General features: G+C 71.6%; 25 protein-coding genes. 8 read left to right on the top strand and 17 right to left on the bottom strand.

The window, feature by feature from the left end; genetic code table 11:
- Positions 1 to 31: 31 nt before the first annotated feature.
- From ACZ4MH_RS31435 to ACZ4MH_RS31400, 8 genes are all read right to left on the bottom strand, one after another.
- Complete coding sequence (locus ACZ4MH_RS31435) at positions 32 to 1,450, bottom strand: nucleobase:cation symporter-2 family protein (RefSeq protein WP_351599263.1); 1,419 nt, start codon at positions 1,448 to 1,450, stop codon at positions 32 to 34.
- A gap of 322 nt (positions 1,451 to 1,772) precedes the next feature.
- On the bottom strand, positions 1,773 to 3,173 hold the full coding sequence (locus ACZ4MH_RS31430; RefSeq protein ID WP_351599262.1) for an 8-oxoguanine deaminase: 1,401 nt from the start codon (positions 3,171 to 3,173) through the stop codon (positions 1,773 to 1,775).
- Positions 3,174 to 3,216: 43 nt separating this feature from the next.
- Positions 3,217 to 4,620, bottom strand: coding sequence for a nucleobase:cation symporter-2 family protein (locus ACZ4MH_RS31425; protein ID WP_351599261.1), 1,404 nt, complete (start codon positions 4,618 to 4,620; stop codon positions 3,217 to 3,219).
- Positions 4,621 to 4,708: 88 nt separating this feature from the next.
- On the bottom strand, positions 4,709 to 5,632 hold the full coding sequence (gene pucL / locus ACZ4MH_RS31420; protein ID WP_351599260.1) for a factor-independent urate hydroxylase: 924 nt from the start codon (positions 5,630 to 5,632) through the stop codon (positions 4,709 to 4,711).
- A 5-nt stretch (positions 5,633 to 5,637) separates the two neighbouring features.
- Positions 5,638 to 6,054, bottom strand: a complete 417-nt coding sequence (gene uraH / locus ACZ4MH_RS31415) for a hydroxyisourate hydrolase (protein ID WP_351599259.1) — start codon at positions 6,052 to 6,054, stop codon at positions 5,638 to 5,640.
- Positions 6,051 to 6,563 (bottom strand): 2-oxo-4-hydroxy-4-carboxy-5-ureidoimidazoline decarboxylase, encoded by a 513-nt coding sequence (gene uraD, locus ACZ4MH_RS31410; protein ID WP_351599258.1) that lies wholly within the window; start codon positions 6,561 to 6,563, stop codon positions 6,051 to 6,053. Before uraD ends, uraH begins: the two co-directional genes overlap by 4 nt.
- 175 nt (positions 6,564 to 6,738) lie before the next feature.
- Positions 6,739 to 7,119 (bottom strand): helix-turn-helix domain-containing protein, encoded by a 381-nt coding sequence (locus ACZ4MH_RS31405; RefSeq protein ID WP_351599257.1) that lies wholly within the window; start codon positions 7,117 to 7,119, stop codon positions 6,739 to 6,741.
- Complete coding sequence (locus tag ACZ4MH_RS31400; protein ID WP_351599256.1) at positions 7,116 to 7,394, bottom strand: YkoF family thiamine-binding protein; 279 nt, start codon at positions 7,392 to 7,394, stop codon at positions 7,116 to 7,118. The genes ACZ4MH_RS31405 and ACZ4MH_RS31400 overlap by 4 nt, the downstream gene beginning before the upstream one ends.
- A 136-nt stretch (positions 7,395 to 7,530) precedes the next feature.
- Here ACZ4MH_RS31400 and ACZ4MH_RS31395 point away from each other — a divergent pair, with 136 nt between their 5' ends.
- The 4 genes from ACZ4MH_RS31395 (at position 7,531) to ACZ4MH_RS31380 (ending at position 12,793) form a co-directional block, all read left to right on the top strand.
- Entirely contained in the window at positions 7,531 to 8,376 is an 846-nt protein-coding gene (locus ACZ4MH_RS31395) for a TIM barrel protein (RefSeq protein WP_351599255.1), read from the top strand.
- A gap of 39 nt (positions 8,377 to 8,415) precedes the next feature.
- Positions 8,416 to 9,921 (top strand): thiamine pyrophosphate-binding protein, encoded by a 1,506-nt coding sequence (locus ACZ4MH_RS31390; RefSeq protein WP_351599254.1) that lies wholly within the window; start codon positions 8,416 to 8,418, stop codon positions 9,919 to 9,921.
- A gap of 219 nt (positions 9,922 to 10,140) precedes the next feature.
- Positions 10,141 to 11,598 carry a catalase gene (locus tag ACZ4MH_RS31385; RefSeq protein WP_351599270.1) on the top strand — a complete coding sequence of 486 codons (1,458 nt, stop codon included), beginning with the start codon at positions 10,141 to 10,143 and terminating at the stop codon, positions 11,596 to 11,598.
- Between the two features lie 472 nt (positions 11,599 to 12,070).
- Positions 12,071 to 12,793: a hypothetical protein gene (locus ACZ4MH_RS31380; RefSeq protein ID WP_351599269.1), complete on the top strand. Its 723-nt coding sequence runs from the start codon at positions 12,071 to 12,073 to the stop codon at positions 12,791 to 12,793.
- Here the strand turns inward: ACZ4MH_RS31380 and ACZ4MH_RS31375 are convergent.
- The 8 genes from ACZ4MH_RS31375 to ACZ4MH_RS31340 form a co-directional block, all read right to left on the bottom strand.
- A complete protein-coding gene (locus ACZ4MH_RS31375) occupies positions 12,777 to 14,138 on the bottom strand; it encodes an amino acid permease (RefSeq protein WP_351599268.1) in 1,362 nt (453 codons plus the stop codon). The genes ACZ4MH_RS31380 and ACZ4MH_RS31375 overlap by 17 nt on opposite strands.
- Before the next feature lie 77 nt (positions 14,139 to 14,215).
- Positions 14,216 to 15,220: a proline racemase family protein gene (locus ACZ4MH_RS31370; protein ID WP_351599253.1), complete on the bottom strand. Its 1,005-nt coding sequence runs from the start codon at positions 15,218 to 15,220 to the stop codon at positions 14,216 to 14,218.
- Positions 15,220 to 16,158: a dihydrodipicolinate synthase family protein gene (locus ACZ4MH_RS31365; RefSeq protein ID WP_351599252.1), complete on the bottom strand. Its 939-nt coding sequence runs from the start codon at positions 16,156 to 16,158 to the stop codon at positions 15,220 to 15,222. The genes ACZ4MH_RS31370 and ACZ4MH_RS31365 overlap by 1 nt, the downstream gene beginning before the upstream one ends.
- Positions 16,155 to 17,669 (bottom strand): FAD-dependent oxidoreductase, encoded by a 1,515-nt coding sequence (locus ACZ4MH_RS31360; protein ID WP_467754809.1) that lies wholly within the window; start codon positions 17,667 to 17,669, stop codon positions 16,155 to 16,157. Before ACZ4MH_RS31360 ends, ACZ4MH_RS31365 begins: the two co-directional genes overlap by 4 nt.
- Positions 17,666 to 18,022 (bottom strand): (2Fe-2S)-binding protein, encoded by a 357-nt coding sequence (locus ACZ4MH_RS31355; RefSeq protein ID WP_351600059.1) that lies wholly within the window; start codon positions 18,020 to 18,022, stop codon positions 17,666 to 17,668. The genes ACZ4MH_RS31360 and ACZ4MH_RS31355 overlap by 4 nt, the downstream gene beginning before the upstream one ends.
- The gene (locus ACZ4MH_RS31350; protein WP_351600057.1) at positions 18,019 to 19,224 is read right to left on the bottom strand and encodes an NAD(P)/FAD-dependent oxidoreductase; all 1,206 of its coding nucleotides are present in this window, start codon (positions 19,222 to 19,224) and stop codon (positions 18,019 to 18,021) included. The genes ACZ4MH_RS31355 and ACZ4MH_RS31350 overlap by 4 nt, the downstream gene beginning before the upstream one ends.
- 142 nt (positions 19,225 to 19,366) lie before the next feature.
- Positions 19,367 to 19,975, bottom strand: coding sequence for a helix-turn-helix domain-containing protein (locus ACZ4MH_RS31345; protein WP_351600055.1), 609 nt, complete (start codon positions 19,973 to 19,975; stop codon positions 19,367 to 19,369).
- A gap of 253 nt (positions 19,976 to 20,228) precedes the next feature.
- Positions 20,229 to 21,008: a glucose 1-dehydrogenase gene (locus ACZ4MH_RS31340; RefSeq protein WP_351600053.1), complete on the bottom strand. Its 780-nt coding sequence runs from the start codon at positions 21,006 to 21,008 to the stop codon at positions 20,229 to 20,231.
- A gap of 91 nt (positions 21,009 to 21,099) precedes the next feature.
- Between ACZ4MH_RS31340 and ACZ4MH_RS31335 the strand changes: the two genes are divergently transcribed.
- The 3 genes from ACZ4MH_RS31335 to ACZ4MH_RS31325 are packed head-to-tail and all read left to right on the top strand — an operon-like array spanning position 21,100 to position 22,509.
- Complete coding sequence (locus tag ACZ4MH_RS31335) at positions 21,100 to 21,468, top strand: MmcQ/YjbR family DNA-binding protein (RefSeq protein WP_351600052.1); 369 nt, start codon at positions 21,100 to 21,102, stop codon at positions 21,466 to 21,468.
- Between the two features lie 34 nt (positions 21,469 to 21,502).
- Entirely contained in the window at positions 21,503 to 21,658 is a 156-nt protein-coding gene (locus ACZ4MH_RS31330; protein WP_351600051.1) for a hypothetical protein, read from the top strand.
- A complete protein-coding gene (locus ACZ4MH_RS31325) occupies positions 21,655 to 22,509 on the top strand; it encodes an MBL fold metallo-hydrolase (RefSeq protein ID WP_351600049.1) in 855 nt (284 codons plus the stop codon). The genes ACZ4MH_RS31330 and ACZ4MH_RS31325 overlap by 4 nt, the downstream gene beginning before the upstream one ends.
- On the opposite strand, the gene ACZ4MH_RS31320 is transcribed toward ACZ4MH_RS31325, so the two are convergent.
- Positions 22,492 to 24,162 carry an AMP-binding protein gene (locus tag ACZ4MH_RS31320; RefSeq protein ID WP_351600047.1) on the bottom strand — a complete coding sequence of 557 codons (1,671 nt, stop codon included), beginning with the start codon at positions 24,160 to 24,162 and terminating at the stop codon, positions 22,492 to 22,494. The genes ACZ4MH_RS31325 and ACZ4MH_RS31320 overlap by 18 nt on opposite strands.
- A 397-nt stretch (positions 24,163 to 24,559) precedes the next feature.
- Between ACZ4MH_RS31320 and ACZ4MH_RS31315 the strand changes: the two genes are divergently transcribed.
- The gene (locus tag ACZ4MH_RS31315) at positions 24,560 to 25,774 is read left to right on the top strand and encodes an esterase/lipase family protein (protein WP_351600045.1); all 1,215 of its coding nucleotides are present in this window, start codon (positions 24,560 to 24,562) and stop codon (positions 25,772 to 25,774) included.
- Positions 25,775 to 25,782: the final 8 nt, after the last annotated feature.

Genomic DNA, 25,782 nt, shown 5'->3' with positions numbered 1-25,782 from the left:
CCATAAAGCGAGGGGCTGCCGAGACGTTACGTCAGTGCACCCCGGCAGCGGAAGACCCTTCCGCGGACCGCTGCTGCGGAATTCCCGAACTCGTATCTTCCGCCGAACTCCCGTCCTTTGCCCGGAGATGGTTGAAGAGCAGGTTGAGGACGATGGCGATCAGACAGCCGGTGGAGATGCCGGAGTCCAGGACGACCAGCAGATCCTTGGGGAAATTGTGGTAGAAGTCGGGCGCCGCGATCGGTATCAGGCCGATGCCGACGGCCGCCGCGACGATCAGCGCGTTCTCCCCCTTCTCCAGGGCCGCGGTCGACAGGGTCTGGATGCCGCTGGCGGCGACCGAGCCGAAGAGCACGATGCCCGCGCCGCCCAGTACCGGCAGCGGTACGAGGGAGATGACGGACGCGGCGATCGGACAGAGGCCGAGGACGATCAGGATCAGGCCGCCGGTGGCGACGACGAAGCGGCTGCGTACCTTGGTCATCGCGACCAGGCCGATGTTCTGCGCGAACGCGCTGTTCGCGAAGCCGTTGAAGAGCGGGCTGATCGCCGTGCCGAGGGTGTCGGCGCGCAGGCCGCCCTCGATGGTGCGCTCGTCGGCGGGCCGGCCGACGATCTTGCCGAGCGCCAGCATGTCGGCGGTCGACTCCGTCATGCAGACCAGCATCACGATGCACATGCTGATGATCGCGGCGACGTCGAACTGCGGGGCGCCGAAGTGGAACGGCGTCGGGAAGCCGATCACGTCGGCCTTGGTGATCACACCGAAGTCGGTGATGCCGACCGGTATCGCGATGAGCGTGCCGGCGATCAGGCCGAGCAGGATCGAGATCTGCTGGAGGAAGCCGCGCAGGGTGCGCCGCAGGACCAGCACGATGACGAACGTCAGCGCTGCCATACCGATATTGGTCAGCGAACCGTAGTCGGGGGCCGCCGCGTTGCCGCCCTGGGACCAGTTGAAGGCCACCGGGAGGAGCGAGACGCCGATCAGGGTGATCACGGTGCCGGTGACGACCGGCGGGAAGAAGCGGACCAGCTTGGAGAAGTACGGCGCGAGGAAGAAGCCGAGGACGCCGGCGACGATCACCGCGCCGAAGATGATCGGCAGCGCGTTCTCGGGGCTCTGGGCCTTGCCGATGGCGACCATCGGGGTGACGCCCGCGAACGAGACGCCGTTGACGAACGGCAGCTTGGCGCCGACCTTCCAGAAGCCGAGGGTCTGCAGCAGGGTGGCGATGCCGGCGGTGAAGAGGCTGGCACCCATGAGGAACGCCGTCTCGGTCGCGCTCAGCCCGCAGGCCGGCCCGACGATCATCGGCGGGGCCACCACGCCCGCGTACATCGCGGCCACGTGCTGCAGGCCGCTGGTGAACATTTTGAAAGGCGGAAGGGTCTCGTCGACCGGATGCTTCCGGTCCCCCTCCACGTGCTGCCCGGGAGTTGCGGCCACTGCGGGCCTCCTTCGATTTCTGTGCCACCGGGCCGGTGGCACGAGCCTGTCACGGAGGGATTGCCAGGTGATGCCGTGCGGGTGCGAGTGCGGGTGCGGGTAGCGCTTATGGCGCGCGTGGGGGGGGTGCGCGGGTGACGCGGGAGAGCGGGTGCGGGACCGGCCCGGGGACGTGGGTTCGTACCCGCGTCCCCGGGTCACGGCGCTTGTGGACCCCGCTCGGGTCCACAAGCTCAGCCGGGGGCCGTCCCCCCCGGCCGAGTCTTCAGGTGTGCCGTACGGACTGTGCCGTACGGGCTGTGCTGTGCTGCGCCGCTGAGGATCAGCCCTCGGCGGCGATACGGGCGAGCCGCTGGGACTCGGCGCGCGCGGTACGCGCGATGGTGTCCTCGTCGACCGTCGTGAGGCGGTTGTCCTCGACCACCGGCTTGCCGTTGACCAGCGAGAGGGTCACCGGTGCCGCCGCGCCGAAGACCAGCGCGGTGACCGGGTCGGCGATGGTGGAGTGGCCGAGGCCGTCCAGCTTCCACAGCACCAGATCGGCGAGCTTGCCGGCCTCGATAGAGCCGATCTGGTCGGCCCGGCCGAGCACCCGCGCGCCGCCGTGCGTGCCCAGGCGCAGCGCCTGACGGGCATTCAGGGCGGCCTCGCGGTGCGGGCCGAGGCGGTTGATGAGGAGCGCGTTGCGCAGTTCGGTGTGCAGCTCGCCGGACTCGTTCGAGGCGGTGCCGTCCACGCCGAGGCCGACCGGGACGCCGGCCGCGAGCATGTCCGGTACCCGGGCGATGCCGGCCGCGAGGCGCGCGTTGGACGACGGGCAGTGCGCGACACCCGTACCGGTACGGGCGAACGCGGCGATGTCGGAGTCGTTCATGTGGACGCAGTGCGCCATCCACACGTCCTCACCGAGCCAGCCGGTGGACTCGAAGTAGTCCGTCGGCCCCATGCCGAACAGCTCGTGGCAGAACTTCTCCTCCTCCACGGTCTCGCTGCCGTGGGTGTGCAGCCGCACGCCCTTGCGGCGGGCCAGCTCGGCGCCCTGCTTGAGGAGGTCGGTGGTGACCGAGAACGGCGAGCACGGCGCGACGGCGATCTGTGTCATCGCGTCGAAGGAGGCGTCGTGGTGCCGGTCGATGGTCTCCTCGGTCGCGGCGAGCGCGCCCTCCAGGGACTCCACGGCGAAGTCCGGCGGCAGCCCGCCGTGCGACTCGCCGCGGTCCATCGAGCCGCGGGCGAGCGTGAAGCGTACGCCCATGTCGGACGCGGCCTTGATGATGGCGCCCGAGAGGTCGCCGGCGCCGCGCGGGAAGACGTAGTGGTGGTCCATGGCGGTGGTGACGCCGCCGCGGGCCATCATCGCCAGCGAGCCCTGCGCGGCCGCCGCCGCCATCGGCTCGTCGATGCGCGCCCAGGTGGGGTAGAGCGCGACCAGCCAGTTGAAGAGGTTGTGGTCGGTCGCGAGGCCGCGGGTGATCCACTGGTAGAAGTGGTGGTGCGTGTTGACCAGGCCGGGGGTGAGCAGGTGGCCGGTGCCGTCGATGCGGCGTACGACACCGTCCAGGCCCTCGGGCGCGGCCCCCGCGCCCACCGACTCGATCCGGTTGCCGGCGACGACGACATGGCCGGAGGCGTACTCCGTGTCGTTGCCGTCGACGGTCGCGATCGCGCAGTTCTCGATGAGGATGCGCGCGACCGCGCTGTCAGGGGTTGCCGGTGCTGCCATGGGGTCTTCCTTCACTCTCTCGCTGACTGGGCACGGCAGGACCCTAGGGAATTTGAGTACCGGAGCCGGACGAAGCAGCTGACAGGACTGCCGCCGATGGGGCGCTCCGGGTGCCGAGATGGTGGAAGAACAGATTGAGCAGGACCGCGACCAGCGCGCCGGCGCTGATGCCGGAGCCGAGGACGGTCTGTGCCCAGGCGGGGAAGTCCGCGTAGAAGGTGGGCGCGGCGAGCGGGATGATCCCGGCACCGAGCGAGACGGCCACGAGGATGATGTTGGAGCTGTCGTCCAGGCCCGCTTCGGAGAGCGTCCGGATGCCGCTGACGGCGATGGAGCCGAAGAGGACGATGCCGGCGCCGCCGAGGACGGGCATGGGCACGAGGTTGACGACCGCGCCCAGAACGGGGAAGGCGCCGAGGACGATCAGCGCGCCGCCCGCCACCGCGACGACGTAGCGGCTGCGTACCTTCGTGAGCGAGACGACGCCGACGTTCTGCGCGAAGGCGCTGGTCGGAAAGCCGCCGAAGATCGGCCCGATGAGGGTGGCGATGCCGTCCGTGCGCAGGCCGCGGGTGATGGTCCGGCTGGTGCACTCGCGGTCGCAGATCTCGCCGAGCGCCAGCATCCCGGCCGAGGACTCGGTCATCAGGACGAGCATGACGATGCACAGCGAGAGGATCGCGGCGGGCTGGAACTCGGGCGGCCCGAAGGCGAAGGGCGTGGGCAGCGCGGCGATGGGCGCCTCGCGGATCGAGGAGAAGTCCGCCAGGCCGAACGGGATCGCGGCGAGGGTGCCGATGACCAGGCCGAGCAGGAGGGCGATCTGCTTGATGAAGCCCCGGGTGAACCGCTGGATGAGCAGGATGACCACGAGCGTGAAGCCGGCCAGCGCGAGGTACTTCATGTCGCCGTAGTCGGGCGCCTTGGCGTCGCCGCCCTGGGCCCAGCCGACCGGTACGGGCATCAGCGTCACCCCGATGAGGGTGATCACCACGCCGGTGACCAGCGGCGGGAAGAACTTCAGCAGCTTGCCGAAGAAGGGGCCGACGGCGAGGCAGAAGACGCCGGCGACCATGACCGCGCCGTAGATCGCGGGCAGTTGGTGCCCTTTGGCGGTGGTCTCGGCGATGGCGAGCATGGGCGTGATGCCGGCCGAGGAGGCGGCGTTCACGAACGGCAGCCGGTTCCCGGCGAACTTCCGTACGCCCAGGGTCTGCAGGAGGGTGGCGAGCCCGGCGATGAGGAGGCTCGCGGCGATCAGCCGGGTCTGGCCGGCCGAATCCAGGCCGGCGGCCTGGCCGATGATGAGCGGAGGGGTGACCACGCCGGCGTACATGGCGGCGATGTGCTGAAGGGCGGCGGGGACGAGCCGCTTGGGCCCCAGCTTCTCGTCCACGGGGTGGACGTCGGTTACGGGGTGGTGCTCAACGTGCGATTGCTGTGCCATGGGTCGTTCCCCTCAGGATTCGCGGCCCCCTCCCGCTGTGCGGAGTCAGGGAGGGGGAGGCGAGGCACGTCGCGGCGTGGGAGAGCCGTCAGAGGTTCGTCAGATCCATCGGGATCTCGGCTTCGACACCGTCACGCAGGATGGTGGCTTCGATCAGGCCGTACGGGCGGTCGGCCGCGTAGTAGACCTCGTTGTCGTTCTTCAGGCCGAACGGCTCGAGGTCCACCAGGAAGTGGTGCTTGTTGGGCAGCGAGAAGCGCACCTCGTCGATCTCGGCGCGGTTGTTGATGATGCGCGAGCCCATTTGGTACAGGGTCTGCTGCAGCGAGAGGCTGTAGGTCTCCGCGAAGGCGTGCAGCATGTGCTTCTTGACCTGCTCGTAGGACCGCTCCCAGTTGGGCATCCGCTGCTCGTCGTCGGTCCAGTTGAACCGCCAGCGGCCGGACACCTGGGTGGCGAGGATGCGGTCGTACGCCTCCTTCAGGGTCGTGTACTTGTCCTTGATGTAGCCCCAGAACTCCGAGTTGGTGGAGTTCATCACGACCAGGTCCTTCAGGCCGGATATGACCTGCCAGTTCTCACCGTCGTAGGTGATCTGGGTGACGCGGGTCTCCTGGCCCTGGCGGACGAAGGAGTGCTTGACCTCGTCGGAGCCGATGAACTTGGAGTTGGCGTCGGAGGTCTCGATCCGCTCCCAGGCGTACTCCTCGATGCGGATCCGGGCCTTCTTGATCGGCTCCTGGCTGGTCACGAAGTGGCGGGCCAGGTGGATGCCGAACTGCTCGGCCGACTCGATCCCGTACTCCTTCGCGAAGGCGTACACGGTGTTCTTGGTCGTGTCGGTGGGCAGGCAGTTGGCGTTGGAGCCGGAGAGGTGGACCTCCTCCAGGTCGCCGGAGAGGGCGACGGAGACGTTGAGGTCCTTGATGTGATGGGTGTCGCCGTCCCGCGTGATCTTTACGACCCGGTTCTCAGCCTTGCCGTACTGGTTCTGTCCCAGAATGGTGGGCATGTCTGCTAGCTCCCTCGGTAAACGGAGTAGCCGAACGGGTTGAGCAGCAGCGGTACGTGGTAGTGCTCGCCCGGCTCGACGGCGAACGTGATCGCCACCTCCGGGAAGAACGCTCCGGTCGCACCGCTGTCCCGATTCGCGGGGGCGTCCTGCTGCGCCTCGGCTTGCTTGTTCTTGTTGCTCAGGAAGTACGACTCGGTCTCGAAGTCGAGCCGTACGTGGGTGGTGCCTTCCGGCAGGGCCGGCAGATCCTTGCAGCGCCCGTCCGCGTCGGTCTTGGACACGCCGTGCGCGGCCCAGGCCCCGTCGCTGCCGGAGCGCACCGAGAGCGTGAGGGCCACGCCCTCTGCGGGGCGGCCGACGCTGGTGTCCAGGATGTGCGTGGACACCGACGTGTGATCGGCAGCCGTGTCGCTGCTCATGCTGCGTCTCCTTCTACGAGGCGGGTCAGGCGGATGCGGTTGATCTTGACGAGCTCTCCACGCACGATCTCTCGTTCGTGTTCCGGCGCGTTGTCGATCCGGTTACGGACCGCGTCCCTCATCTGCTCGGCGGTCAGGCCGGTGGCGCAGATGAGGAAGACGTGCCCGAAGCGCTCCTGGTAGGCCAGGTTCAGTTCGAGCATTTCGGCCTTGAGTTCGTCGGAGGCCCCCGCCATCCCGCGCTGCTCGCGGGAGGAAGTGGGGTCGCCCGGCTTGGGGCGGCCGATCGGCGGGTGCCCCGCCATCGCCTCGGCCAGGTCGTCCGCGGTCAGTTCGGCCATGGCGGCGTCACTGGCGGCGAAGAGGGCCTCGGTGTCGGCGTACGGACGCTGCGCGAGGATCTTGCTCCCCCACGCCGCGCTGGCACACACCTCGTGCAGCGCGGCCTGGGCCTCGCTGACGTCGGCGGCATTGAACCGGGTGAGCCCCGGAGTCGTACTCGAAGACACGGGAAGCCTCCGTGGCTGCGTCGTGCTGTGCGTTGGACGGGCTGGGCATAGCTAAGTCTCCCGACAACACCACGTCAACACTTTGTTGAAAACTCGGCAACACGAAAGCCGCCGTTCCGGAAACCCGGAACGACGGCTTGTGGCGGTTTGCCGCGAGGTAAGTGACGGGAGCCTGTCAGGCCTGGCTCTTCGCGCCGTTCTCCCTGTTCAGGTAGTTGTAGACCGTGAACCTACTGACGCCGAGCGCGCTCGCGACCGTCTCCACGCCGTGCCGTACGGAGAAGGCGCCGCGGGTCTCCAGGATGCGCACGACCGACTGTTTGGTCTTGCGGTCGAGCTCGGCGAGCGGGCAGCCGTGCCGGCGCTCCAGGTCCGCCAGCAGGTGGTCCAGGGAGTCGGAGAGGTGGGGCAGCCGTACGGCCACCCGGTCCTCGCCCTCCCAGGCCAGCACGACGTCGTCACCCTGCGCCAGCTCCGGCGCGACCATCTCCCCGCCCATCGCGTCCACCAGCGGCTTCACCGCCTGGACGAACGGGTGGTCGGCAGGCTCGGTCACCGCTCGGCCTCCTTGCCGTCCTGGCCGCCCCGGCCGTCCGGTACCACGTTGACCTGGAGCGAGACGCGGGTGGCGCCGGCCGCCAGGGACTGCCGCAGCAGCGCGTCCACCGCGGTGAGCACCCGCTCCGCGTCCCCCTCGGCGGTGTTGCCGAACGGGCCGACGTCGACCGCGTCCAGCTCGGCGCCCGTGACGACATCGCGGGCCACCACCGCATGGTCCGGCGCCTCGTCCAGATCGAACGGTTCCGTCGTGAACTCCACTCTCAATCGCACACCGTCAACCTACTGCCGACCTCGGGCCGGCCACCACAATCGGCCGCACGGGACCTCTTGACAGCTCTCCTTCCCCGCGGGCACTCTTCCAATACGCAGAAAATAAGTTTCGTAATACGGAAGGCGCTTACCCCGCATGGGCTTCACCGACACGCGCTTCGACGTCAACCTGTCGATCCTCTTCACCGAGCTCCCGCTGCTGGAGCGCCCCGCCGCCGCGGCCGCCGCCGGCTTCACCGCGGTCGAGCTGTGGTGGCCGTGGGTCGACGCGCCGGTGCCCGAGCAGTCCGAGCTGGACGCGCTGCGGGACGCGCTGAACGACGCCGGCACCCAGCTGGTCGGCCTGAACTTCTACGCCGGACAGCTGCCGGGCCCCGACCGCGGCGCCCTCTCGCTGCCCGGTGAGGAGTCCGAGAAGTTCCGCGCCAACGTACCGGTCGCGGTGGAGTTCGCCCGCACCATGGGCTGCAAGGCGCTCAACGCGCTGTACGGCAACCGCATCGAGGGCGTCGACCCGGCCCTCCAGGACGAGGTGGCCCTCGCCAACCTCACCCTGGCTGCCCGCGCCGCCGACTCCATCGGCGCGACGCTGCTGATCGAGGCGCTCAACGCGCCAGAGTCGCCGCTCTGCCCGATCGTCTCCGCGCCCAAGGCCATCGAGATCGTCGACAAGGTCAACGCGGCGACCGGCCTCGGCAACGCCAAGTTCCTGATGGACCTGTACCACCTGGCCATGAACGGCGAGGACCTCAACGAGGTCATCGACTCGTACACGGACAAGACCGGGCACGTGCAGATCGCCGACAACCCCGGACGCGGCGCGCCCGGCACCGGCGACCTGGACTTCACCGACCTGGTCAACCGCCTGAAGAAGGCCGGTTACGAGGGCTGGGTGGGCCTGGAGTACAAGCCCGGCGACCGCCCCAGCGCGGGCGCCTTCGAGTGGCTGCCCGCGCCGCTGCGCGCCGCCGGCCGGCACTGATACCGGACGACTGACGTACGGGCCAGGGGGGAGCGACCGATGCCGAGGATGTCCGCCGCAGCGGCGGCCGCCAGGATCGCCCGGGACGAGGGCGGCGACGCCGCCTTCGGCTGCCCGGACGCGCCCGGCCGCCCGCTGTACGCGGCGCTCGCGGCCGGCGGCACCGCTCTCCTGACCGCACGCCACGCGCAGTCCGCCGCCCACATGGCCGACGGCTGGGCCCGCGCGAGCGGGCGTACCGGGGTGGTCGTCGCGGGCGCGGCGTCGGGGCCCGGGCTGGTGCCCGGGCTGCACGCCGCCCGCGCCGACGGCGTACCGCTGGTCTGCCTCGCCGCGGGGCCCGGCGCCGGGGAACCGGTGCGGGCGGTGACCAAGCAGGTCTTACCGGCCGCCTCGGCCGCCCGCCTGCCGTGGGCGCTGCGCGAGGCGTTCCGTACGGCCCGCGAGGGCCGGCCGGGACCGGTGCTGGTGGAGCTGCCCGCCGACGCGGCGGACGCGGAGATCGCATACGATCCGGCGGTCGACGCGCCACTGCCGACACGGAGCGGTACACCGCATCCGTCGCAGGTCGCCGCCGCGCTGGAGCTGCTGCTGGCCGCGCGCCGGCCGCTGCTGCTGGCGGGCGGCGGAGTGACCGCGGCGGACGCCGGTGCCGCGCTGCGCGCGCTGGCCGGCCGGCTGCGGGTGCCGTTCGCCGACACCCCCGGCGGCCGCGGCTGCGCCGGGGAGGGCCACGAGCTCTACGCGGGGACCGTCGGGTGCCCTTCGGGGGAGGGGCACCGGGCGCTGAACGCGGCGGACTGCGTGCTCGCGATCGGCACCGGGCGGGCCGCGGGCCTCCTCGCGGAGGTACGCACGGTGGTCCAGGTGGACGCCGAGCCGTCGGCGATCGGCGGGTACGGCACGGCCGGCCTGGGGATCGTCGCCGATGCACAGCTCTTCCTGGAGGCGCTGCACGACGCCGCCCGGGAGAGCACGGCGCGGCCCCGGACCTGGGCCAGGCCCGCAGGAGCCGCGGTCCGGGCGGCGGGCCCGGGCGGCGCCCCGGTCCCGGTCCGCCGGGTCCACGCGGAGCTCGACGCGGTCTTCGGTACCGACCCGGACACCTGCTTCGTCCTGACGGAGGAGGTGTACGGGGAGTGGGGCGGCGCGCTGCTCCCGGTCGGCAGGCCACGGCGGCTGCTGCTCGGCGGCCGCGGCGGGCCACCGGGCTGGGCGGTCCCCGCGGCGCTCGGCGCACGGCTCGCGCTGGCCGCGGCGGCGCCGGACGCCACGCTGGTCGGCATCGGCACGGGGCCCGGACTGCCGCCACTGGCCGAGGAGTTGACGGCCGCGGCGGAGTGCTCGGTGCCGTACGTGCAGCTGCTGCTCGGCCGGGACGAGCGCGGCCCGGACGCCGTGCGGCTGGCCGAGGCGTACGGATGCTCGGGGCGCCGGGTCACGGCCCGGGACGGGCTGCGGTCGGCCCTGGAGTGGGCCCGCAAGGAGGCCGTCTCCACGCGGCGCCCGGTCCTGGTCGACGTGCTGGCCAGGCCCGACGAGTAACAAGCACACACAGACTTCCGGCGGCGGCGCCGACACCTGTCCTGTCGCGCCCAGGTGCCGCCGCCGGGACCCTTTTCCGGCCGCCACGTGCGGCGGTGAAGGACACGAGCAAGTTTTCAACAAACTGTTGACGTTTGGTTGGAGCCCTCCATACGCTCCAACATGCGGAAGTCGGCTTCCGCGCTCTTCGTACGGAAGGTCACCATGACGAAGCCCTCGCTGACGGCGCGCACACTCACCACGGAGTCGGGCGCCCCCGTCGCCGACAACCAGAACTCCGCCACCGCCGGCATCGGTGGCCCGATCGTCCTGCAGGACCAGCACCTGATCGAGAAGCTCGCCCGCTTCAACCGGGAGCGCATCCCGGAGCGTGTGGTGCACGCCCGCGGTTCCGGCGCGTACGGCTACTTCGAGGTGACCGACGACGTCACCGGCTTCACCCGCGCGGACTTCCTGAACACCGTCGGCAAGCGGACCGAGCTGTTCATCCGCTTCTCGACCGTCGCCGACAACCTCGGTGGCCCGGACGCGGCGCGTGACCCGCGCGGCTTCGCGGTCAAGTTCTACACCGAAGAGGGCAATTACGACCTCGTCGGCAACAACACTCCGGTGTTCTTCATCAAGGACCCGCTGAAGTTCCCCGACTTCATCCACTCGCAGAAGCGCGACCCCTTCACGGGCAAGCAGGAGCCGGACAACGTCTGGGACTTCTGGGCGCACTCCCCCGAGGCGACCCACCAGATCACCTGGCTGATGGGCGACCGCGGCATTCCGGCGTCCTACCGCCACATGAACGGCTTCGGTTCGCACACGTACCAGTGGACCAACGCCAAGGGCGAGCAGTTCTTCGTCAAGTACCACTTCAAGACCAACCAGGGCATCCGCTGCCTGGACTCCGAGCAGGGCGCCGAGCTGTCGGGCACGGACCCCAACTCGCACCAGACCGACCTGCTGCAGTCCATCGAGCGCGGCGTGTACCCGTCCTGGACGCTGTACGTGCAGGTCATGCCGGCGGCCGAGGCGGCGGACTACCGCTTCAACCCGTTCGACCTGACCAAGGTGTGGCCGCACAAGGACTACCCGCTGCAGCGCGTGGGCCGGATGGTCCTGGACCGCAACCCGGACAACGTCTTCGCCGAGGTCGAGCAGTCCGCGTTCTCGCCGAACAACTTCGTGCCCGGCATCGGCCCGTCCCCCGACAAGATGCTGCAGGGCCGGCTCTTCGCCTACGCCGACGCGCAGCGCTACCGCCTGGGCATCAACCACACCCAGCTGCCGGTCAACGCCCCCAAGGCGACCGTGGCGAACAACTACGGCCGGGACGGCCTGATGGCCGCCAACTCCCAGGGCCGGCACGCGAAGAACTACGAGCCCAACAGCTACGACGGCCCGGTCCAGACGAACGAGGCGCTGTCCGCCCCGTTCGCCCTCGCCGGCCACACGGGCACCCACGAGGCCCCGCAGCACACCAAGGACGACGACTTCTTCCAGGCCGGCGAGCTCTACCGGCTGATGTCCGAGGACGAGAAGAAGCGCCTGGTGGCGAACATCGCCGGCGGCCTCTCGCAGGTCTCCCGCGACGACGTCATCGAGAAGGCGCTCGCGCACTTCCACGCGGCCGACCAGGACTACGGCAAGCGCGTCGAGGCCAAGGTCCGCGAGCTGCGCGAGGACTGAGTCCCGGTCCTGGAAAAAGCTGCGTGAGGACTGACGGGAGGTCAGCACCCTTGCGCGTCCGTACCGTCCGGCCCGTTGAGGGGTGGCCGGGCGGTACGGACCGGCCGGCGGCTTCGGCCGCCGGCCGACGGTGGGCTCCGCGGTGCAGCGGAGAAACCAGTGCGGTGGTACGGACGCGTCTCATAGGGAAGGGCGCGTTCCTCTCCTCCGCACCGCGGAGCACACCTTCTTCGCCCCATGCCTCATCCCATGCCTCGCCCCATCCCTCTCCAGACTCCGTCCGGTGGCGCGTGTCCTGTCGCGCCTGTAACCCGTGCCACCGGGCGGGAACCACCCGCAGGGCCCGGCTCGTCCGTACGGTCACGGACGCGCCGGGCCCTGTGCGCGTCTCTCCTCGCGATTCGCCCCAGGAACGGCGCATTCCGGGGGACCATGGACGGCGATGAGCCGAACGACCCGCCAGGAGCCGAACATGGCCGACAGCGTGCCGGTGCGCTGCCCTACGTGCCGCCGCGAGAACGCCTTCACGCCGCCCACCTTTCCGTGCGCGTGCGGGGCGCCACTGACGATGCCCGTGCTGCGCGGCGGGGTGCCCGTCGAGATCCAGCACCGTACCTGGCAGAGCTCCTGGGTCGAGGTGCGCTGCGAGTCCTGCGGGCGGCTGGACGAGTGGCCGGCGCCGGAGTCGGCGTGCGCCTGCGGCACGGTCGTCCGGGTGCCGGTGATACCGGCCCCTGGGCCGCCGGCACCGGAGACCGCCCCGCTCGGGCGGGCGGGACACCGCCACCACTCCCCCGCGCGCCCGGCCACGCTGCGCCCGGCCTTCCGCCCGGTGACGATCCGTACGGCACGTGACTGCGTCACCGCGGCCGTCCAGTACCTGAAGTGGCTGGGCTTCACCGAGGTCGTACGGGCCCCCGAGCGCAGCTCGACGGGGGTGGACGTGCGGGGGCGCGGGCTGGTGGCGCAGGTCGATCCGACCACCCGCCCGACCCGGCTGCGGGAGATCGAGACGGTCTGGCTGAACGGCCTCAACGACTCCGCGCTCGCGGTGTTCTTCTCGCTGGCCGGTTACGCGCACGACGCCCGGACCCGAGCCGACGCGCTGCACGTCCCGCTCTTCGTCATGGACCTCACGGGCACCCCGCAGCCGGTGAACGACCCGGCGGACGAGCTGATCAGGAAGGGGCCTTGACCGTTTCCACGGGCCGCTCCGGGCCTTCCGTACGGCCCGGGTTCTCCTGCGAGTTGCGGTAGCCGTACAGCGCGTAGACGATCAGTCCGATCACCATCCAGGCCGCGAAGCGCAGCCATGTCACCGGGTCGAGGTTGGCGATCAGCCAGACCGAGAAGGCCACGCCGATGGCCGGTACGAGCGGCACCAGCGGCGTACGGAAGGCGCGCGGCAGGTCGGGGCGGGTGCGGCGCATGACCACGACCGCCACCGCGACGACGATGAACGCCATCAGGATGCCGATGTTGGTGAGGTCGGCCGCCTCCCGGATCGGCAGGAACCCGGCGATCAGCGCCGAGCCGACGCCGACCGGCCAGATCACCCGGGTCGGCACCTGCCGCTTCGGGTGGTTGCGGGCGAAGTACCGCGGCAGCAGGCCGTCCCGGCTCATCGAGTACCAGACCCGGGAGACGGCCAGCATGTTGGCGAAGGCCGAGGTGGTGATGCCGATGATGGCACCGACGGCGACCACCATGCCGAGCCCGCCGAGGCCGACGGAGGCCAGCGCACTGGAGAACGGGCTGTGCACGTCGATGTGGCGGTAGTCCTGCATACCGAGCAGCACCACGCACACCAGCAGGTAGATCACGGCCGCGATGCCCAGCGAGATCACGATGGCCTTCGGCAGCACCTTCTTCGCCTCGGCGCTCTCCTCGGCGGCCGCGCTCATCGCGTCGTATCCGTACACCGCGAAGAAGGTGGTCGCGGCGCCGGTGAACGCGCCGCCCAGGCCGTACGGCAGGAACGGGCTGTAGTTGCCCGCCGAGATGTGGAAGGCGCCGGCGACCACCACCAGCGCCACGATGCCCAGCTTGATCACGACGAGGACCGTCTCGAAGCGGGCCGACTCCTTCGTGCCGCGCGAGAGCACGAAGGCGAGCAGCAGGCAGAGCAGCGCGGCGAGCAGGTCGACGCGGTGTCCCGAGCCGGTGCCGGGCGCGCCGAGCATCCAGGCCGGCAGGTCGATGCCGATGCCGTGCAGCACGTACGAGAAGTAACCGGAGACGGCGATGGCCACCACGGCGACGATCGCGGTGTACTCCAGCAGCAGGTCCCAGCCGATGGCCCAGCCGACGACCTCGCCGAGCGCCGCATAGGAGTAGGTGTACGCGGAGCCCGCCTTCGGGATCGTGCCCGCGAACTCGGCGTAGCAGAGCGCCGCCGCGCTGCTGGCGATGATCGCGATGAGGAAGGAGAGCATCACGCCGGGCCCGGCGTCCTCGTGCGCGACCACGCCGGCCAGCGAGAAGACGCCCGCGCCGACCAGGCCGCCCAGGCTCAGCGCGACCAGCTGCCACAGGCCCATGGTGCGGCGCAGCCCGCCTGTCGACTCCTCCTCGGAGGAGTCCACGGGCTTGCGGCGGAAGATCTCTCTCGCGACGCTCACAGGACGAAGCCTTCGGGGAAGGGATCGCGGGGATCCAGCAGGTAGTTGGCGGTGGCGGTGATCCAGGCGCGCCCGGAGAACTCCGGCACGACGGCGGGCACCCCGCCGACCTCGGTGGTGCCGACGAGCCGCCCGGTGAACCGCGTCCCGATGAAGGACTCGTTGACGAACTCGGTGTCCAGCGGGAGCTCGCCGCGCGCGTACAGCTGCGCCATCCGCGCCGAGGTGCCCGTGCCGCACGGCGAGCGGTCGAACCAGCCCGGGTGGATGGCCATGGCGTTGCGCGAGTGCCGGGCGTCGGATCCGGGGGCGAGGAACTGGACGTGCTTGCAGCCGGAGATGAGCGGGTCGACGGGGTGCGCGGGGCGGTTCTGCTCGTTGACCGCGCCCATGATCGCCAGCCCGGCCGCCAGGATCTCGTCCTTGCGTGCCCGGTCGAACGGCAGCCCGAGCTGCTGCTCCAGGTCCACGATCGCGTAGAAGTTGCCGCCGTACGCCATGTCGTAGCGGACCTCGCCCAGGCCGGGGACCTCGACCTTGGCGTCCTGTTCGAGCGCGAAAGCGTCGACATTGCGCAGGGTGACCCGCTCCGCGACGCCGTCCCGCACGGTCACCCGCGCCTCGACGAGCCCGGCCGGGGTGTCCAGCCGGACGACGGTCTCCGGCTCGGTGACCGCCACCATGCCGGTCTCGACGAGGACGGTGGCGACGCCGATCGTGCCGTGCCCGCACATCGGCAGAAAGCCGCTGACCTCGATGTACAGGACGCCCCAGTCGGCGTCGGGGCGGGTGGGCGGCTGGAGCAGGGCGCCGCTCATGGCGGGGTGGCCGCGCGGCTCGTCGACCAGGAAGCGGCGGAGTCCGTCGAGGTGTTCGACGGCGTACCGGCGGCGGTCGGCCATGGTGGCGCCCGGGATCGGGCCCACCCCGCCGGTCACCACCCGGGTGGGCATTCCCTCGGTGTGCGAGTCGACGGCGCTGAGGGTGCGTACCGACCTCATCAGGCGGCCGCCAGCTTCTCAAGCGCGGTGATCGCGCGGGCCATGTCGGCACGGACCTGCTCGCGGTGCTCGGGAACGAGCGGGCCGCGCGGCGGGCGGCAGGGACCGCCGTACCGGCCGACCTGCTCCATGCCCGCCTTGATGGCCTGCACGAATTCGGTGCGGGAGTCCCAGCGGAAGGCGGCGACCAGCGGCTCGTACAGCGCGCGTGCCTCCTCCAAGCGGCCGGCCCTGGCAAGCGCGTACAGCTTCGCGGACTCGGCGGGGAAGACGTTCGGGAAGCCGGCGAACCAGCCGACGGCGCCCATCAGCAGGCTCTCCAGGACCACGTCGTCGGCACCGCTGATGATGTCGAGCCCGGGCGCCTGCTCCTTGATCTCCAGTACGCGGCGCACGTCGCCGGAGAACTCCTTGACCGCCACGACGTTGTCGATCTGTGCGATCTCGCCGAGCAGCGCGGGCGTGAGGTCGACCTTGGTGTCGATGGGGTTGTTGTAGACCATGACGGGGAGGCCGACGCCGGCCACCGCCTCGAAGTGGGCGAGGACCTCGCCGGGGTTGGCGCGGTACATGGTCGGCGGCAGACAGAGCACGCCGTCGGCGCCGTCCTCGGCGGCGACCTCGGCCCAGTGCCGGGCCTGGTGGCTGCCGACGCCGTGCACGCCGACGATCACCGTGCCGTCGTCGCCGACCGCCTCGATCGCGGTACGGGCGACCGCGCGGCGCTCGTCGTCGGTGAGCGAGGAGTACTCCCCCAGGGAGCCGTTCGGGCCGATGCCGTCGCAGCCGTTGTCCACCAGCCAGCGGCAGTGCTCGGCGTAGCGGTCCAGGTCGACGGCGAGCCCGGCGGGGGCCGCGGGGTCCTCGCGGTACGGGAGCGCGGTGGCGACGACCACGCCGCCGAGGCCGGCGGGGCGGTGGGAGGCGGTGCTGTTCATGCGGTGCTCTCCTTCGTGTGCGTGTCCGGGGCCGTGCTGTTCGCGTGCGTGTCCGGGTCCGAGGGGTCGGGGGTACGGGCCAGCTCTCCGAGGCGGATGGGCTGGGCGATGGGGCGGCGGTGCGGGGCGGCGACGGGCAGGCCGTCGGCCGGGCGGGCGGGCCGGTCGCCGCGCAGCCGATCGGTCAGCTCGGCGACGGTGGGCCCGCAGATCCGGGCCTGGCAGGGGCCCAGGCCCGCGCGGGTGGCGAGCTTGGTGACGCGCGGCGCGGCGCCGGCCTCCTCGCCGGCGGCCCGGCAGAGCGTGCCGTAATCGGTCTCCTCGCAGCGGCAGATCACGGTCTCCGGGCGCAGCCAGCCGGGCCAGGCGGACCCGACCGGATGGGCGGCGGCCAGCCGCGCGGCGAAGGCGCGGCCCCGGTCGCGGTTGCGGCGCACCCGGCGCAGCGCGGGCGCCGCGGGGTCGCCGCCGCCCGCGAGCCAGCCCGCGAGCGCGCCTTCGGTACGGGCGGCCGGCGCGCCCGCGATGCCGGTGATCTCCCCGGCCGCGTACACGCCCGGGCAGCTGGTCAGCTGGTCGCCGTCGACGGCCACGAACTCGCCGGCCGGGGACCGCAGCAGCGCGCAACCCGCGGCGAGCGGCAGCTCCAGTTGCGGGCTGAAGCCGTGGCCGACGCAGAGCGCGTCCACGGCGACGGTCACCTCGCTGCCCGGGACCACCGACCAGTCGGGGCGCAGCCGCGCGGTGACCGCCTCCTCGACGCGGCCGTCCCCGCGCGCCTCGATGACGCTCCGGCCCATCCGGTACGGGACGCGGTGGCGGGCCAACAGGGTGGTGTACTTGGCGAGTTCGGCGGCCTTGCCGGGCTGCTCCGCCAGTTCCCAGGGGCGGCGCGCCCAGCCGCGGGCGACGGTCGCCGCCGGGTTCGCCTCCAGGACCGCCCGCACCCCGGCGCCCGCCTCCAGCAGCGCGGCGGCGACGGGGAGCAGGAAAGGGCCGCTGCCCGCGAGCAGCACGTCGTCGCCGATGACCAGCCGCTCCCCCTTGGCGAGCGCCTGCGCCGCGCCGGCCGCGTACACGCCGGGCAACTCCCAGCCGGGGAAGGGGAGTACCCGGTCGTGGGCGCCGGGGGCGAGGACCAGCGCGTCGGGGGCGAGGGTGCGGCGCGGCCGGTCCGTGCCGTCGGCGGGGCCGGTCAGGGTGTGGACGAGGGGCGGGCCGGGCCGCCCGGGCTCCGGCCGCTCCAGCGCCCAGACCGCGGTCTCGGCCAGCCAGGTGCAGCGCGGGTGGCCGAGGACGCGGCGTTGGAGGGCGTCGAACGCGGCCCACCCGTGGTGCAGCCGCCCCGGCCGGGCGGCGCCGTACTCCTCGGGCAACATGCGGTGGTACTGGCCTCCGGGCCGTTCGGCCGTGTCGAGGAGGGTGACGGCAGCCCCGGCGGCCAGCGCGGAGGCGGCCGCGGCCAGCCCGGCGGGACCGGCGCCGACCACTACTACCTGACGATGCGTCATGCGCCCTCCCCCGCCGCGTCGCCGACTGCCGGTCCGTCCGACCGAGTCCGGTCCGACCGGCTCTGGGTGGTCACCACGTCCCCGTCCGCCGCCCGGCGCCGGCAGGCCCGTACGTCGGACGCGCCGTTGACGGTCAGTACGCAGTCGAAGCACACGCCGATGCCGCAGAACACCCCGCGCGGGGCGCCCGAGCGCGCCGTGCGCCAGGAGGTGCGGCCGGCCGCGAGCAGTACGCCGGCGATGCTCTGGCCCGCGATGCCGGTGACCGGCTCGCCGTCCACGGTGATGCGCAGCGGCCGCTCGGGCCGCCGCCCGGTGGCGTCGGCCGCGGCGCGGATCAGTCGGGGGCTCATGCGCTCTCCTCACTCGGGGCCGGTGTCCCCAGTACGGCGGGGCGGTCCACCCGGAACGGGGCGGGGTCCATCTCCGGTGCGGCGCCGCGCACCAGGTCGCGCAGCAGGCGGGCGGTGCCGAGCGAGAGGCCGATGCCGGCGCCCTCGTGGCCGGTCGCGTGCCACAGCCCCGGCAGCCGCGGGTCGGCGCCGATGACGGGCAGGTGGTCGGGTACGTACGGGCGGAAGCCGCCGTAGGCGCGCATGACGGGCACGTCGGCGAGGCCGGGGAAGAGCCGGAGCGCCTTGGCGGCGACGGCGGACAGCACCTCGGGGCGCAGCCGGTCGTCGAAGCCGGTGCGGCGGCGGGAGGAGCCGAGCAGCACGCTGCCGCCGCGGGTGGCCTCGACGACGGCCGAGGTCTGCAGGTCCTCGGCGCTGCTGCCGACGGCGCCCACGTAGTCGGCGTCGTAGACCTTGTGGAAGACGGTGGGCGGCAGCGGTGCGGTGACGAGGATGTCGCCGCGGCGGGGGCGGACGTCGACGGGGGCGCCGAGGCGCGCTGCGAGCCGCCTGGACCAGGGGCCGGCCGCGTTCACGAAGAGGTCGGCGGCCAGGTCGCCTTCGGAGGTACGGACGGCGGTGAGGCGGCCGCCTCTGGTGCGGGCGCCGAGGACGTCGCAGCCGGTGCGCAGCGTGGCGCCGTGCGCGAGGGCATCGCCGAGCAGCGCGGCGGCCGCGGCGGCGGGCTGCACCTGGGCGTCCTCGGGGTAGTGCAGGGCCGCGGCGTGGTCGCGGGTGACGTGCGGTTCGGCCGCGGCGAGTGCGGCGGCGTCCAGGGGGTCGGCCCGTACTCCGGCCCCGCGCTGGTCGGCGGCGAAGCGGGTCAGTTCCTTGGCACCCCCTTCCGTGGTGGCGACGACAATGCCGCCCTTGGGGTCCCACTCGACGGCGCGTACGGCGTCGGCGGCGCGGGGCGAGCGCCCGGCGACGGCGGCCAGCGTTTCGGGCCACAGCCGGCGGGAGAGCTGGGCGAGTTCCAGCTCGGGCCCCGGGCCCTTGTCGGAGACGAGGACGTTGCCCTCGCCGTGTGCGGTGGTCGCCTCGGCGGCGCCGCCCCGGTCCACGACGGTCACCTGGAAGCCGCCGTCCAGGGCCAGTTCGCGTGCGCAGGCCGCGCCGACGATCCCGGCGCCGAGGACCACGACCCGCGTTCTGTTCATCGACCGCATTGGCCGCTCCTTCGTTCGCTTTACCGAACGATGCGAGGCTAGAAGCGGGCCGGGGGAAGGTCAATGGAAGTAACACGAAAATGCCGCGGAATTGATCTGACGCAGCATCAGTGCCGGCGGCCGGGCGCCGCTGTCAGGTGTGCGGGCCGAGTACCGGGTGCGCGTCGCCGTCCGCGGGCCGCACGCCCGCCCGGTACTGGAGGAGCAGCACCGAGCGGACCGGGCCGCCCAGCGCCGTGTAGGCGTGCGGCCGCGAGGCATCGAAGCCGACGTAGTCGCCGGGGCCGAGCTCGATGTGCTCGCCGTCCACGTCCACGGCCAGCCGTCCGGCCTGCACGACGGTGTGCTCGGTGCCGACATGGCCCAGCGAGTTCTGCCGGGCGCCCTCGCGTACCTGCTGGTCGTACACCTCGAAGCCGGCCTCGCCGAGCTCGAAGCGGCGCAGCGGCCGCAGGTCGACCGCTTCGCCGCTGAGCACCTCGACGTCGGCGGCGCGCACCACGGTCGGGCCGTCGGCCGGGAGGGTGTCCAGCAGTCCGGAGATCGGCACCTCCAGCGCGCGCGAGAGGCTGAACACCGTCTCGATGGTGGGGTTTCCGGTGCCGGACTCCAGCTGCGACAGCGTGGCCTTGCCGATCCTGGAGCGCCGGGACAGCTCGGAGAGCGAGAGTCCCCGCCGCGTCCTGGCGCGCTTCAGGTTCGCCGCCAGCATGTCCCGGATCGAGCCCTCGGGAGCGCTCACCCTTCCCGCCTTCCGCCGCGGCGCGTCCTCACGCCTGTTCCGTTCACCGAACGTCGCTTCCGTGCGCACCGTTCGCTTTGCCGAACAGTTTACGGAGTGACGCGAGGACCGGAAGAGGACTGCACGGGGATTGCAAGGGCGCCGCGAGGGCATGGCGAGGGGGCCGCGAATCAGCCAGGAACCACCGACCGCTCTGTGCCACTGCGTCCCCCTTCGCCCCGGCCGGAACCGCCGGAACTCCCGAGGAGACGTTTCACACAGCGGCCGCCTCGCCCTGCGCGGCGGCCGGCGGCATGGGGCCCGCCGACGAGCCGCCGTCCACCGCGATCTCGGCGCCGGTCAGATAGCCGGAGGAGTCCGAGGCGAGGAAGGCCACCAGGCCCGCCACGTCGTTCGGCAGGCCGATGCGGCCCAGCGCGACGCCCGGGTGGGCGCCGGACTCCGGCATGGCCGCGACCTCGGCGACCATCGGGGTGTCGATGACGCCCGGGTGCACGGAGTTGACCCGGATGCCGTACTGGCCCAGCTCCAGTGCGGCGATCTTCGTCAGGCCGCGCAGCCCCCACTTGGAGGCGCCGTAGCCGCCCGTACGGGGGATGCCGGTGAGACCGCCCACGGAGGAGATGTTGACGATGGAGCCGCCGCCGGCCCGCACCATCGCGTCCTGGACCGCCTTGATGCCGAGGAACGGGCCGACGAGGTTGATCCGCAGCGTGCGCTCGAAGTTCTCCACCGACTCGTCGGCCAGCGGCATCGAGCGGAACACGCCCGCGTTGTTGATCAGTACGTCCACCCCGCCGAAGGTCTCGACCGCGGTGGCCACCACGGCCTTCCAGCCCGCCTCGTCCGTGACGTCGAGGTGGACGTAGCGCGCCGCCTCGCCGATCTCGTCGGCGACCCGCTTCCCGGGCTCGTCCAGCACGTCGGCCAGGACCACCCGCCCGCCGAGCCGGGCGAAGAGCCGGGCCTCGGCTTCTCCCTGGCCGCGGGCCGCACCCGTGATGATCGCGGTCTTGCCTTCGAGCGTGAGCACCGGGTCTTCCTCCATCACCTCGTCCAACGGCCTTTCAATCAGCCATATGACAAGTAGTCAGGTCAAGAGCTCGACGCCACATAATGACCTCATGTTCGATCACCACGCCCTGCGCGCTTTCTGTCTGGAATTCAATGGCTCGGCCGAGGAGTTCCCCTTCCCCGGCAACCCCGACGTGGCGGTCTACAAGGTGGGCGGGAAGATCTTCGCGCTCTCTTCGCTGGACGCCGCCGACCCGCTCACCGTCAGCCTGAAGTGCGACCCCGACGAGGCGGTCCGGCTGCGCGCCGCGCACCCCGAGATCGTCCCCGGGTACCACCTGAACAAGCGGCACTGGAACACCGTCTCGCTCACCGGCGGGCTGCCGGACCGCCTGGTCCGCGAGCTGATCGAGGACTCCTACGACCTGGTCGTCGCGGGCCTGCCCCGCGCGGTACGGCTCCGGCTCGACCGCCCCTGAGAAGCCTTGAGGCGGCGGACGGGCCCGGGCGGCGGTGACCGCGCTCGGGGGCCTGCTGGCCGAGGGGCTGACGGCCTCGGACTACCGGGACGGCTGCCCGGTCGCCACCGTCGTCCATGCCGTCGCCGACCGGGTCGGCACGCTGATCGAAGCACAGCTCACGGCACCCACCGTCGGAGGGGCAGCATGAAGATCGGGGACAGCCCGAAGATCGGGGGTGGCATGAAGATCGGGGGCAGCATGAAGATCCATCACCTCAACTGCGGCTCGATGACGACCATCGAGGCGACCTACCACGGGCCGCGGCCGCTGCCCGTCGTCTGCCACTGTCTGCTCGTCGAGACGGAAGCGGACGGACTGGTCCTCGTCGAGACCGGGCTGGGCACAGCGGACGTACAGCGCCCGCAGGACACCCTGGACCAGGAGTGGCAGGAGCTGGCGGCGCCCGCACTGGACCCCGCGGAGCCCGCCGTGCGGCAGGTCGAGCGGCTCGGTTACCGGGCCGAGGACGTCCGGCACATCGCGGTGACCCATCTCGACGTGGACCACACCGGAGGGCTGCCCGACTTCCCCGCGGCGCGGGTGCATGTGCGGGCCGACGAGCTGGCGGCGGCCGCGGCGGAAGCCCCCAGCCTCCGGTACCGCCCCGCCCACTGGGCGCACGGCCCGCGCTGGGAGACGTACGCGGCGGGTGGCGGCGACACCTGGGCCGGCTTCGCCGGCGTGCGCGAACTGGCGGGCCTGGGCGGCGACTTCCTGCTCGTACCGCTGGGCGGGCACAGCGCGGGGCACGCCGGGATCGCCGTGCGCGACGGGGACCGGTGGCTGCTGCACGCCGGGGACGCCTACTTCTACCACCTGGAGATCGCCGCGGAGGCCCCGTCCTCGCATCCGTTGATGGACTTCATCCAGCTTGACGCACAGGTGGACGCGGAGCTGCGGATCGCCAACCAGCGGCGGCTGGCCGAGGCCGCGCGCGCAGCGGAGATCACGGTGCTCAACGCGCACGACCCGTGGACGTTCCTACGCCTGGCCGGATGAGCCGCCGGACAGCTCCGCCGCCAGCCGGTCGCGGAGTTCGATCTTGCGGACCTTGCCGCTGACCGTCATCGGGAAGGACTCCAGGATGTCGAGGTGGCGCGGCACCTTGTAGTGCGCGAGCCGGTCGCGGCAGTAGTCGGCCAGCTCCTGCTGGGTCAGGGTGTCGGCCGGGTCCTTGAGGATGACGCAGGCCGCGATCTCCTCGCCGTACTTCTCGTCCGGCACGCCGACCACCTGCACGTCCGCGATCTTCGGGTGTCCGTACAGGAACTCCTCGATCTCCCGCGGATAGACGTTCTCACCGCCCCTGATGATCATGTCCTTGATCCGGCCGACGATCCGCAGATAGCCGTCGTCGTTCATGACCGCCAGGTCCCCCGTGTGCATCCAGCCCTCGGAGTCGATGACCTCGGCCGTGCGCTCGGGCTCCTCCCAGTAGCCGAGCATCACGCTGTACGCGCGGGTGCACAGCTCGCCGGGCTCGCCGCGCGGCACGGTGTCGCCGGTCACCGGGTCGACGACCCGCACCTCGACGTGCGGCAGCACCCGGCCGACCGTCTCCGTGCGGTGCTCCAGGTCGTCGTCGCGGCGGGTCTGGGTGGAGACCGGCGAGGTCTCGGTCATGCCATAGCAGATGGAGACCTCGGCCATGTGCATCTCGGCGACCACCCGCTTCATGACCTCCACCGGACAGGGCGAGCCCGCCATGATGCCGGTGCGCAGCGAACTCAGATCGTACGAGGCGAAGTCGGGAAGGTTCAGCTCGGCGATGAACATCGTCGGCACCCCGTAGAGGGACGTGCAGCGCTCCTGCTGGACGGCGCGCAGGGTCGCGGCCGGGTCGAAGGCGGGGGCCGGGATGACGGAGCAGGCGCCGTGCGAAGTGATCGCGAGGTTTCCCATGACCATGCCGAAACAGTGGTAGAAGGGCACCGGCAGGCAGACCCGGTCCGCTTCCGTGTAACCGACCGTCTCGCCCACCCAGTAACCGTTGTTGAGGATGTTGCGGTGCGAGAGGGTGGCGCCCTTGGGGAAGCCGGTCGTGCCCGAGGTGTACTGGATGTTGATCGGGTCGTCCGGGTCGAGCGTCGCGGCGATCTCCGCGACCCGGGCGGCCGGGACCGCGGTACCGGCGGCCAGCAGCTCCTCCCAGCTGGGGTCGGCGATGTACACGACCTCCCGGAGCCGGGCGGCGTCCGCGCGCACCTCCGCCACCATCCGCCGGTAGTCGCTGGTCCTGTGCGTGACCGCGGAGACCAGCACCTCGACGCCGGACTGATTCAGCACGTACGCCAGCTCGTGCACCCGGTAGGCCGGGTTGATGTTGACCATGACGGCGCCGATGCGGGCCGTGGCGTACTGGACCAGCGTCCACTCGGGGCAGTTGGGCGCCCAGATGCCCACCCGGTCGCCCTTGCCCACCCCCTTGGCGAGCAGTCCGCGTGCCACCTCGTCCACGGCCCGCCCGAACTGCTCGTACGTCCACCGCCGCCCGCCGGCCACGTCCACCATCGCCTCGCGGTCGCCGAACCGCTCGATGGCCAGCTCCAGGTCGGCGCCGATGGTGCGGTCCAGCAGCGGACGGCCGCGCTCGCCGCTCTCGTAGGACAGCGGACGGCCGTCCGGCGCCGTGGTCTTCTCCGGAACGCTCATCGGTGGTCCTCCTCGCGGTACTCGGCGAACTCCCACTGCACGTCGTCCCAAGCACACCGCGTACGTGCCTGCTGCAACATGGCGCCAAGCATGCCCTGAGGGTCTCTCCCTCGCCTACCCTTACGCGCCGCGAAGATCGCAGCCGCGCACCCGGCCCGGCGGAAGACCGCGGTGGCGAGGGGGAATTCGAGGCTTTCAGGGGCGCACGGTGCCCAGCATGCGCCGTGGAATAAACGGCTCCAGCGGCATTCGCACTCATAAAGGTGAATGGAGTGACCAGCCCTCGCCGACCCATGGTGGCCATGCCCATGATGTGCCCGTCCTCGCGCCTCCCCGCAGTCTCCGAGCCCGTGCCCAGCGGGCCGCTGCGCCATGCGCGAAGACACGAGGAGAGACGTTGTCGCAGCAGCAGGGTGCGCAGGCGGAGCAGGCCATCGGCGCGTTCACCATCGCAGATCCGCTGTCCGCCGCACCGGCCGGGCCGGTCGAGGTGCCGGAGCCGGACGAGCAGTGGTTACTTCCGAACGGCTTCGCCCACGTCTACTACGCCGAGGGCCGCCAGCAGCTCGAGAAGCCGGTCATCATGGCCGACGGATTCAACCTCGGCAAGAGCGACCTCAAGTGGCTGTACGCGGGCCTGGAAGCCGACTTCCCGCTGATCAGCAGGGTGCGTCAGGCGGGCAGGGATGTCATCCTGCTCGGCTTCGACGAGCGCACCTCGTCCATCGTGGACAACGCCGGGACCGCGGTGGCCGCCATCATGGAGGCCATCACCCGGCGGGCGGGGGACAGCCCGCTGGCGGTCGGCGGTTTCAGCATGGGCGGCCTGATCACCCGCTATGCGCTGGCCAAGCTGGAAATGCAACGCATGGATCACCAGACCGCGCTCTACTTCTCCTACGACACCCCGCACCGCGGCGGCGTCATCCCCGTCGGCCTCCAGGCGTTCTCCCACTTCATCCCGCTGGCCAACGACTTCGCGCGGCAGATGAACAGCCCCGCCGCCCGGCAGATGCTCTGGCGCCACTACGACAGCAAGACCGGTGAGATCCGGGTGGACCCCCTGCGCGAGCAGTTCCTGGCGGACTTGCGGAGGCTCGGCGACTGGCCGCGGCGTCCCCGCCTCATCGCCGTGGCCAACGGCCGCGGCGACGGCATCGGGCTGCCCGACGTCCCGCCCGGTGAGGTCGCGCTGAAGGTCGACCGCATCTACCCCGGCACGACCTTCCACACCCAGGCCCAGGGCAGCAAGGTCACCGCCGCCCAGCTGTACCGCAAGTTCCCGCAGGCCGAGAAGACCATCACCACCGATGGCTTCCCCGAGCTCGACGGCGCCCCCGGCGGCACCCTGAACTCGTACAAGATCCTGGCCGACATGCTGAAGAAGTTCGGCGCCGAGGTGGACCTCCGCCACGAGCACCTCTGCTTCGTCCCCTCGGTCAGCGCGGTCGCGGTCCGCGACATCGACGCCCAGAAGGACCTCTACGCGGACATCAGCAGCATGGGTCCGGACGAGAGCGAGCTGGACGAGTACTTCTGCTCGCCCACGACCACCGGACACACGGAGATCACCGAAGAACTGTGCACGTGGCTGCTGGAGCGGCTGCCGTAGGCACCCAT

Source organism: Streptomyces sp. NPDC026301 (assembly GCF_055567935.1).
Note: the sequence above shows the minus strand (reverse complement) of the source record. Positions and strands in the feature narration are given on the sequence as shown.

What these genes read in the sequence shown, in the direction of transcription:
- ACZ4MH_RS31430 (WP_351599262.1), bottom strand. Translation starts at nt 3,173, where the DNA reads ATGGCAGCACCGGCAACCCCTGACAGCGCGGTCGCGCGCATCCTCATC.
- ACZ4MH_RS31425 (WP_351599261.1), bottom strand. Translation starts at nt 4,620, where the DNA reads ATGGCACAGCAATCGCACGTTGAGCACCACCCCGTAACCGACGTCCAC.
- pucL (WP_351599260.1), bottom strand. Translation starts at nt 5,632, where the DNA reads ATGCCCACCATTCTGGGACAGAACCAGTACGGCAAGGCTGAGAACCGG.
- uraH (WP_351599259.1), bottom strand. Translation starts at nt 6,054, where the DNA reads ATGAGCAGCGACACGGCTGCCGATCACACGTCGGTGTCCACGCACATC.
- ACZ4MH_RS31395 (WP_351599255.1), top strand. Translation starts at nt 7,531, where the DNA reads ATGGGCTTCACCGACACGCGCTTCGACGTCAACCTGTCGATCCTCTTC.
- ACZ4MH_RS31390 (WP_351599254.1), top strand. Translation starts at nt 8,416, where the DNA reads ATGCCGAGGATGTCCGCCGCAGCGGCGGCCGCCAGGATCGCCCGGGAC.
- ACZ4MH_RS31380 (WP_351599269.1), top strand. Translation starts at nt 12,071, where the DNA reads ATGGCCGACAGCGTGCCGGTGCGCTGCCCTACGTGCCGCCGCGAGAAC.
- ACZ4MH_RS31375 (WP_351599268.1), bottom strand. Translation starts at nt 14,138, where the DNA reads ATGGGCCTGTGGCAGCTGGTCGCGCTGAGCCTGGGCGGCCTGGTCGGC.
- ACZ4MH_RS31370 (WP_351599253.1), bottom strand. Translation starts at nt 15,220, where the DNA reads ATGAGGTCGGTACGCACCCTCAGCGCCGTCGACTCGCACACCGAGGGA.
- ACZ4MH_RS31365 (WP_351599252.1), bottom strand. Translation starts at nt 16,158, where the DNA reads ATGAACAGCACCGCCTCCCACCGCCCCGCCGGCCTCGGCGGCGTGGTC.
- ACZ4MH_RS31360 (WP_467754809.1), bottom strand. Translation starts at nt 17,669, where the DNA reads ATGACGCATCGTCAGGTAGTAGTGGTCGGCGCCGGTCCCGCCGGGCTG.
- ACZ4MH_RS31355 (WP_351600059.1), bottom strand. Translation starts at nt 18,022, where the DNA reads ATGAGCCCCCGACTGATCCGCGCCGCGGCCGACGCCACCGGGCGGCGG.
- ACZ4MH_RS31350 (WP_351600057.1), bottom strand. Translation starts at nt 19,224, where the DNA reads ATGAACAGAACGCGGGTCGTGGTCCTCGGCGCCGGGATCGTCGGCGCG.
- ACZ4MH_RS31335 (WP_351600052.1), top strand. Translation starts at nt 21,100, where the DNA reads ATGTTCGATCACCACGCCCTGCGCGCTTTCTGTCTGGAATTCAATGGC.
- ACZ4MH_RS31325 (WP_351600049.1), top strand. Translation starts at nt 21,655, where the DNA reads ATGAAGATCGGGGACAGCCCGAAGATCGGGGGTGGCATGAAGATCGGG.
- ACZ4MH_RS31320 (WP_351600047.1), bottom strand. Translation starts at nt 24,162, where the DNA reads ATGAGCGTTCCGGAGAAGACCACGGCGCCGGACGGCCGTCCGCTGTCC.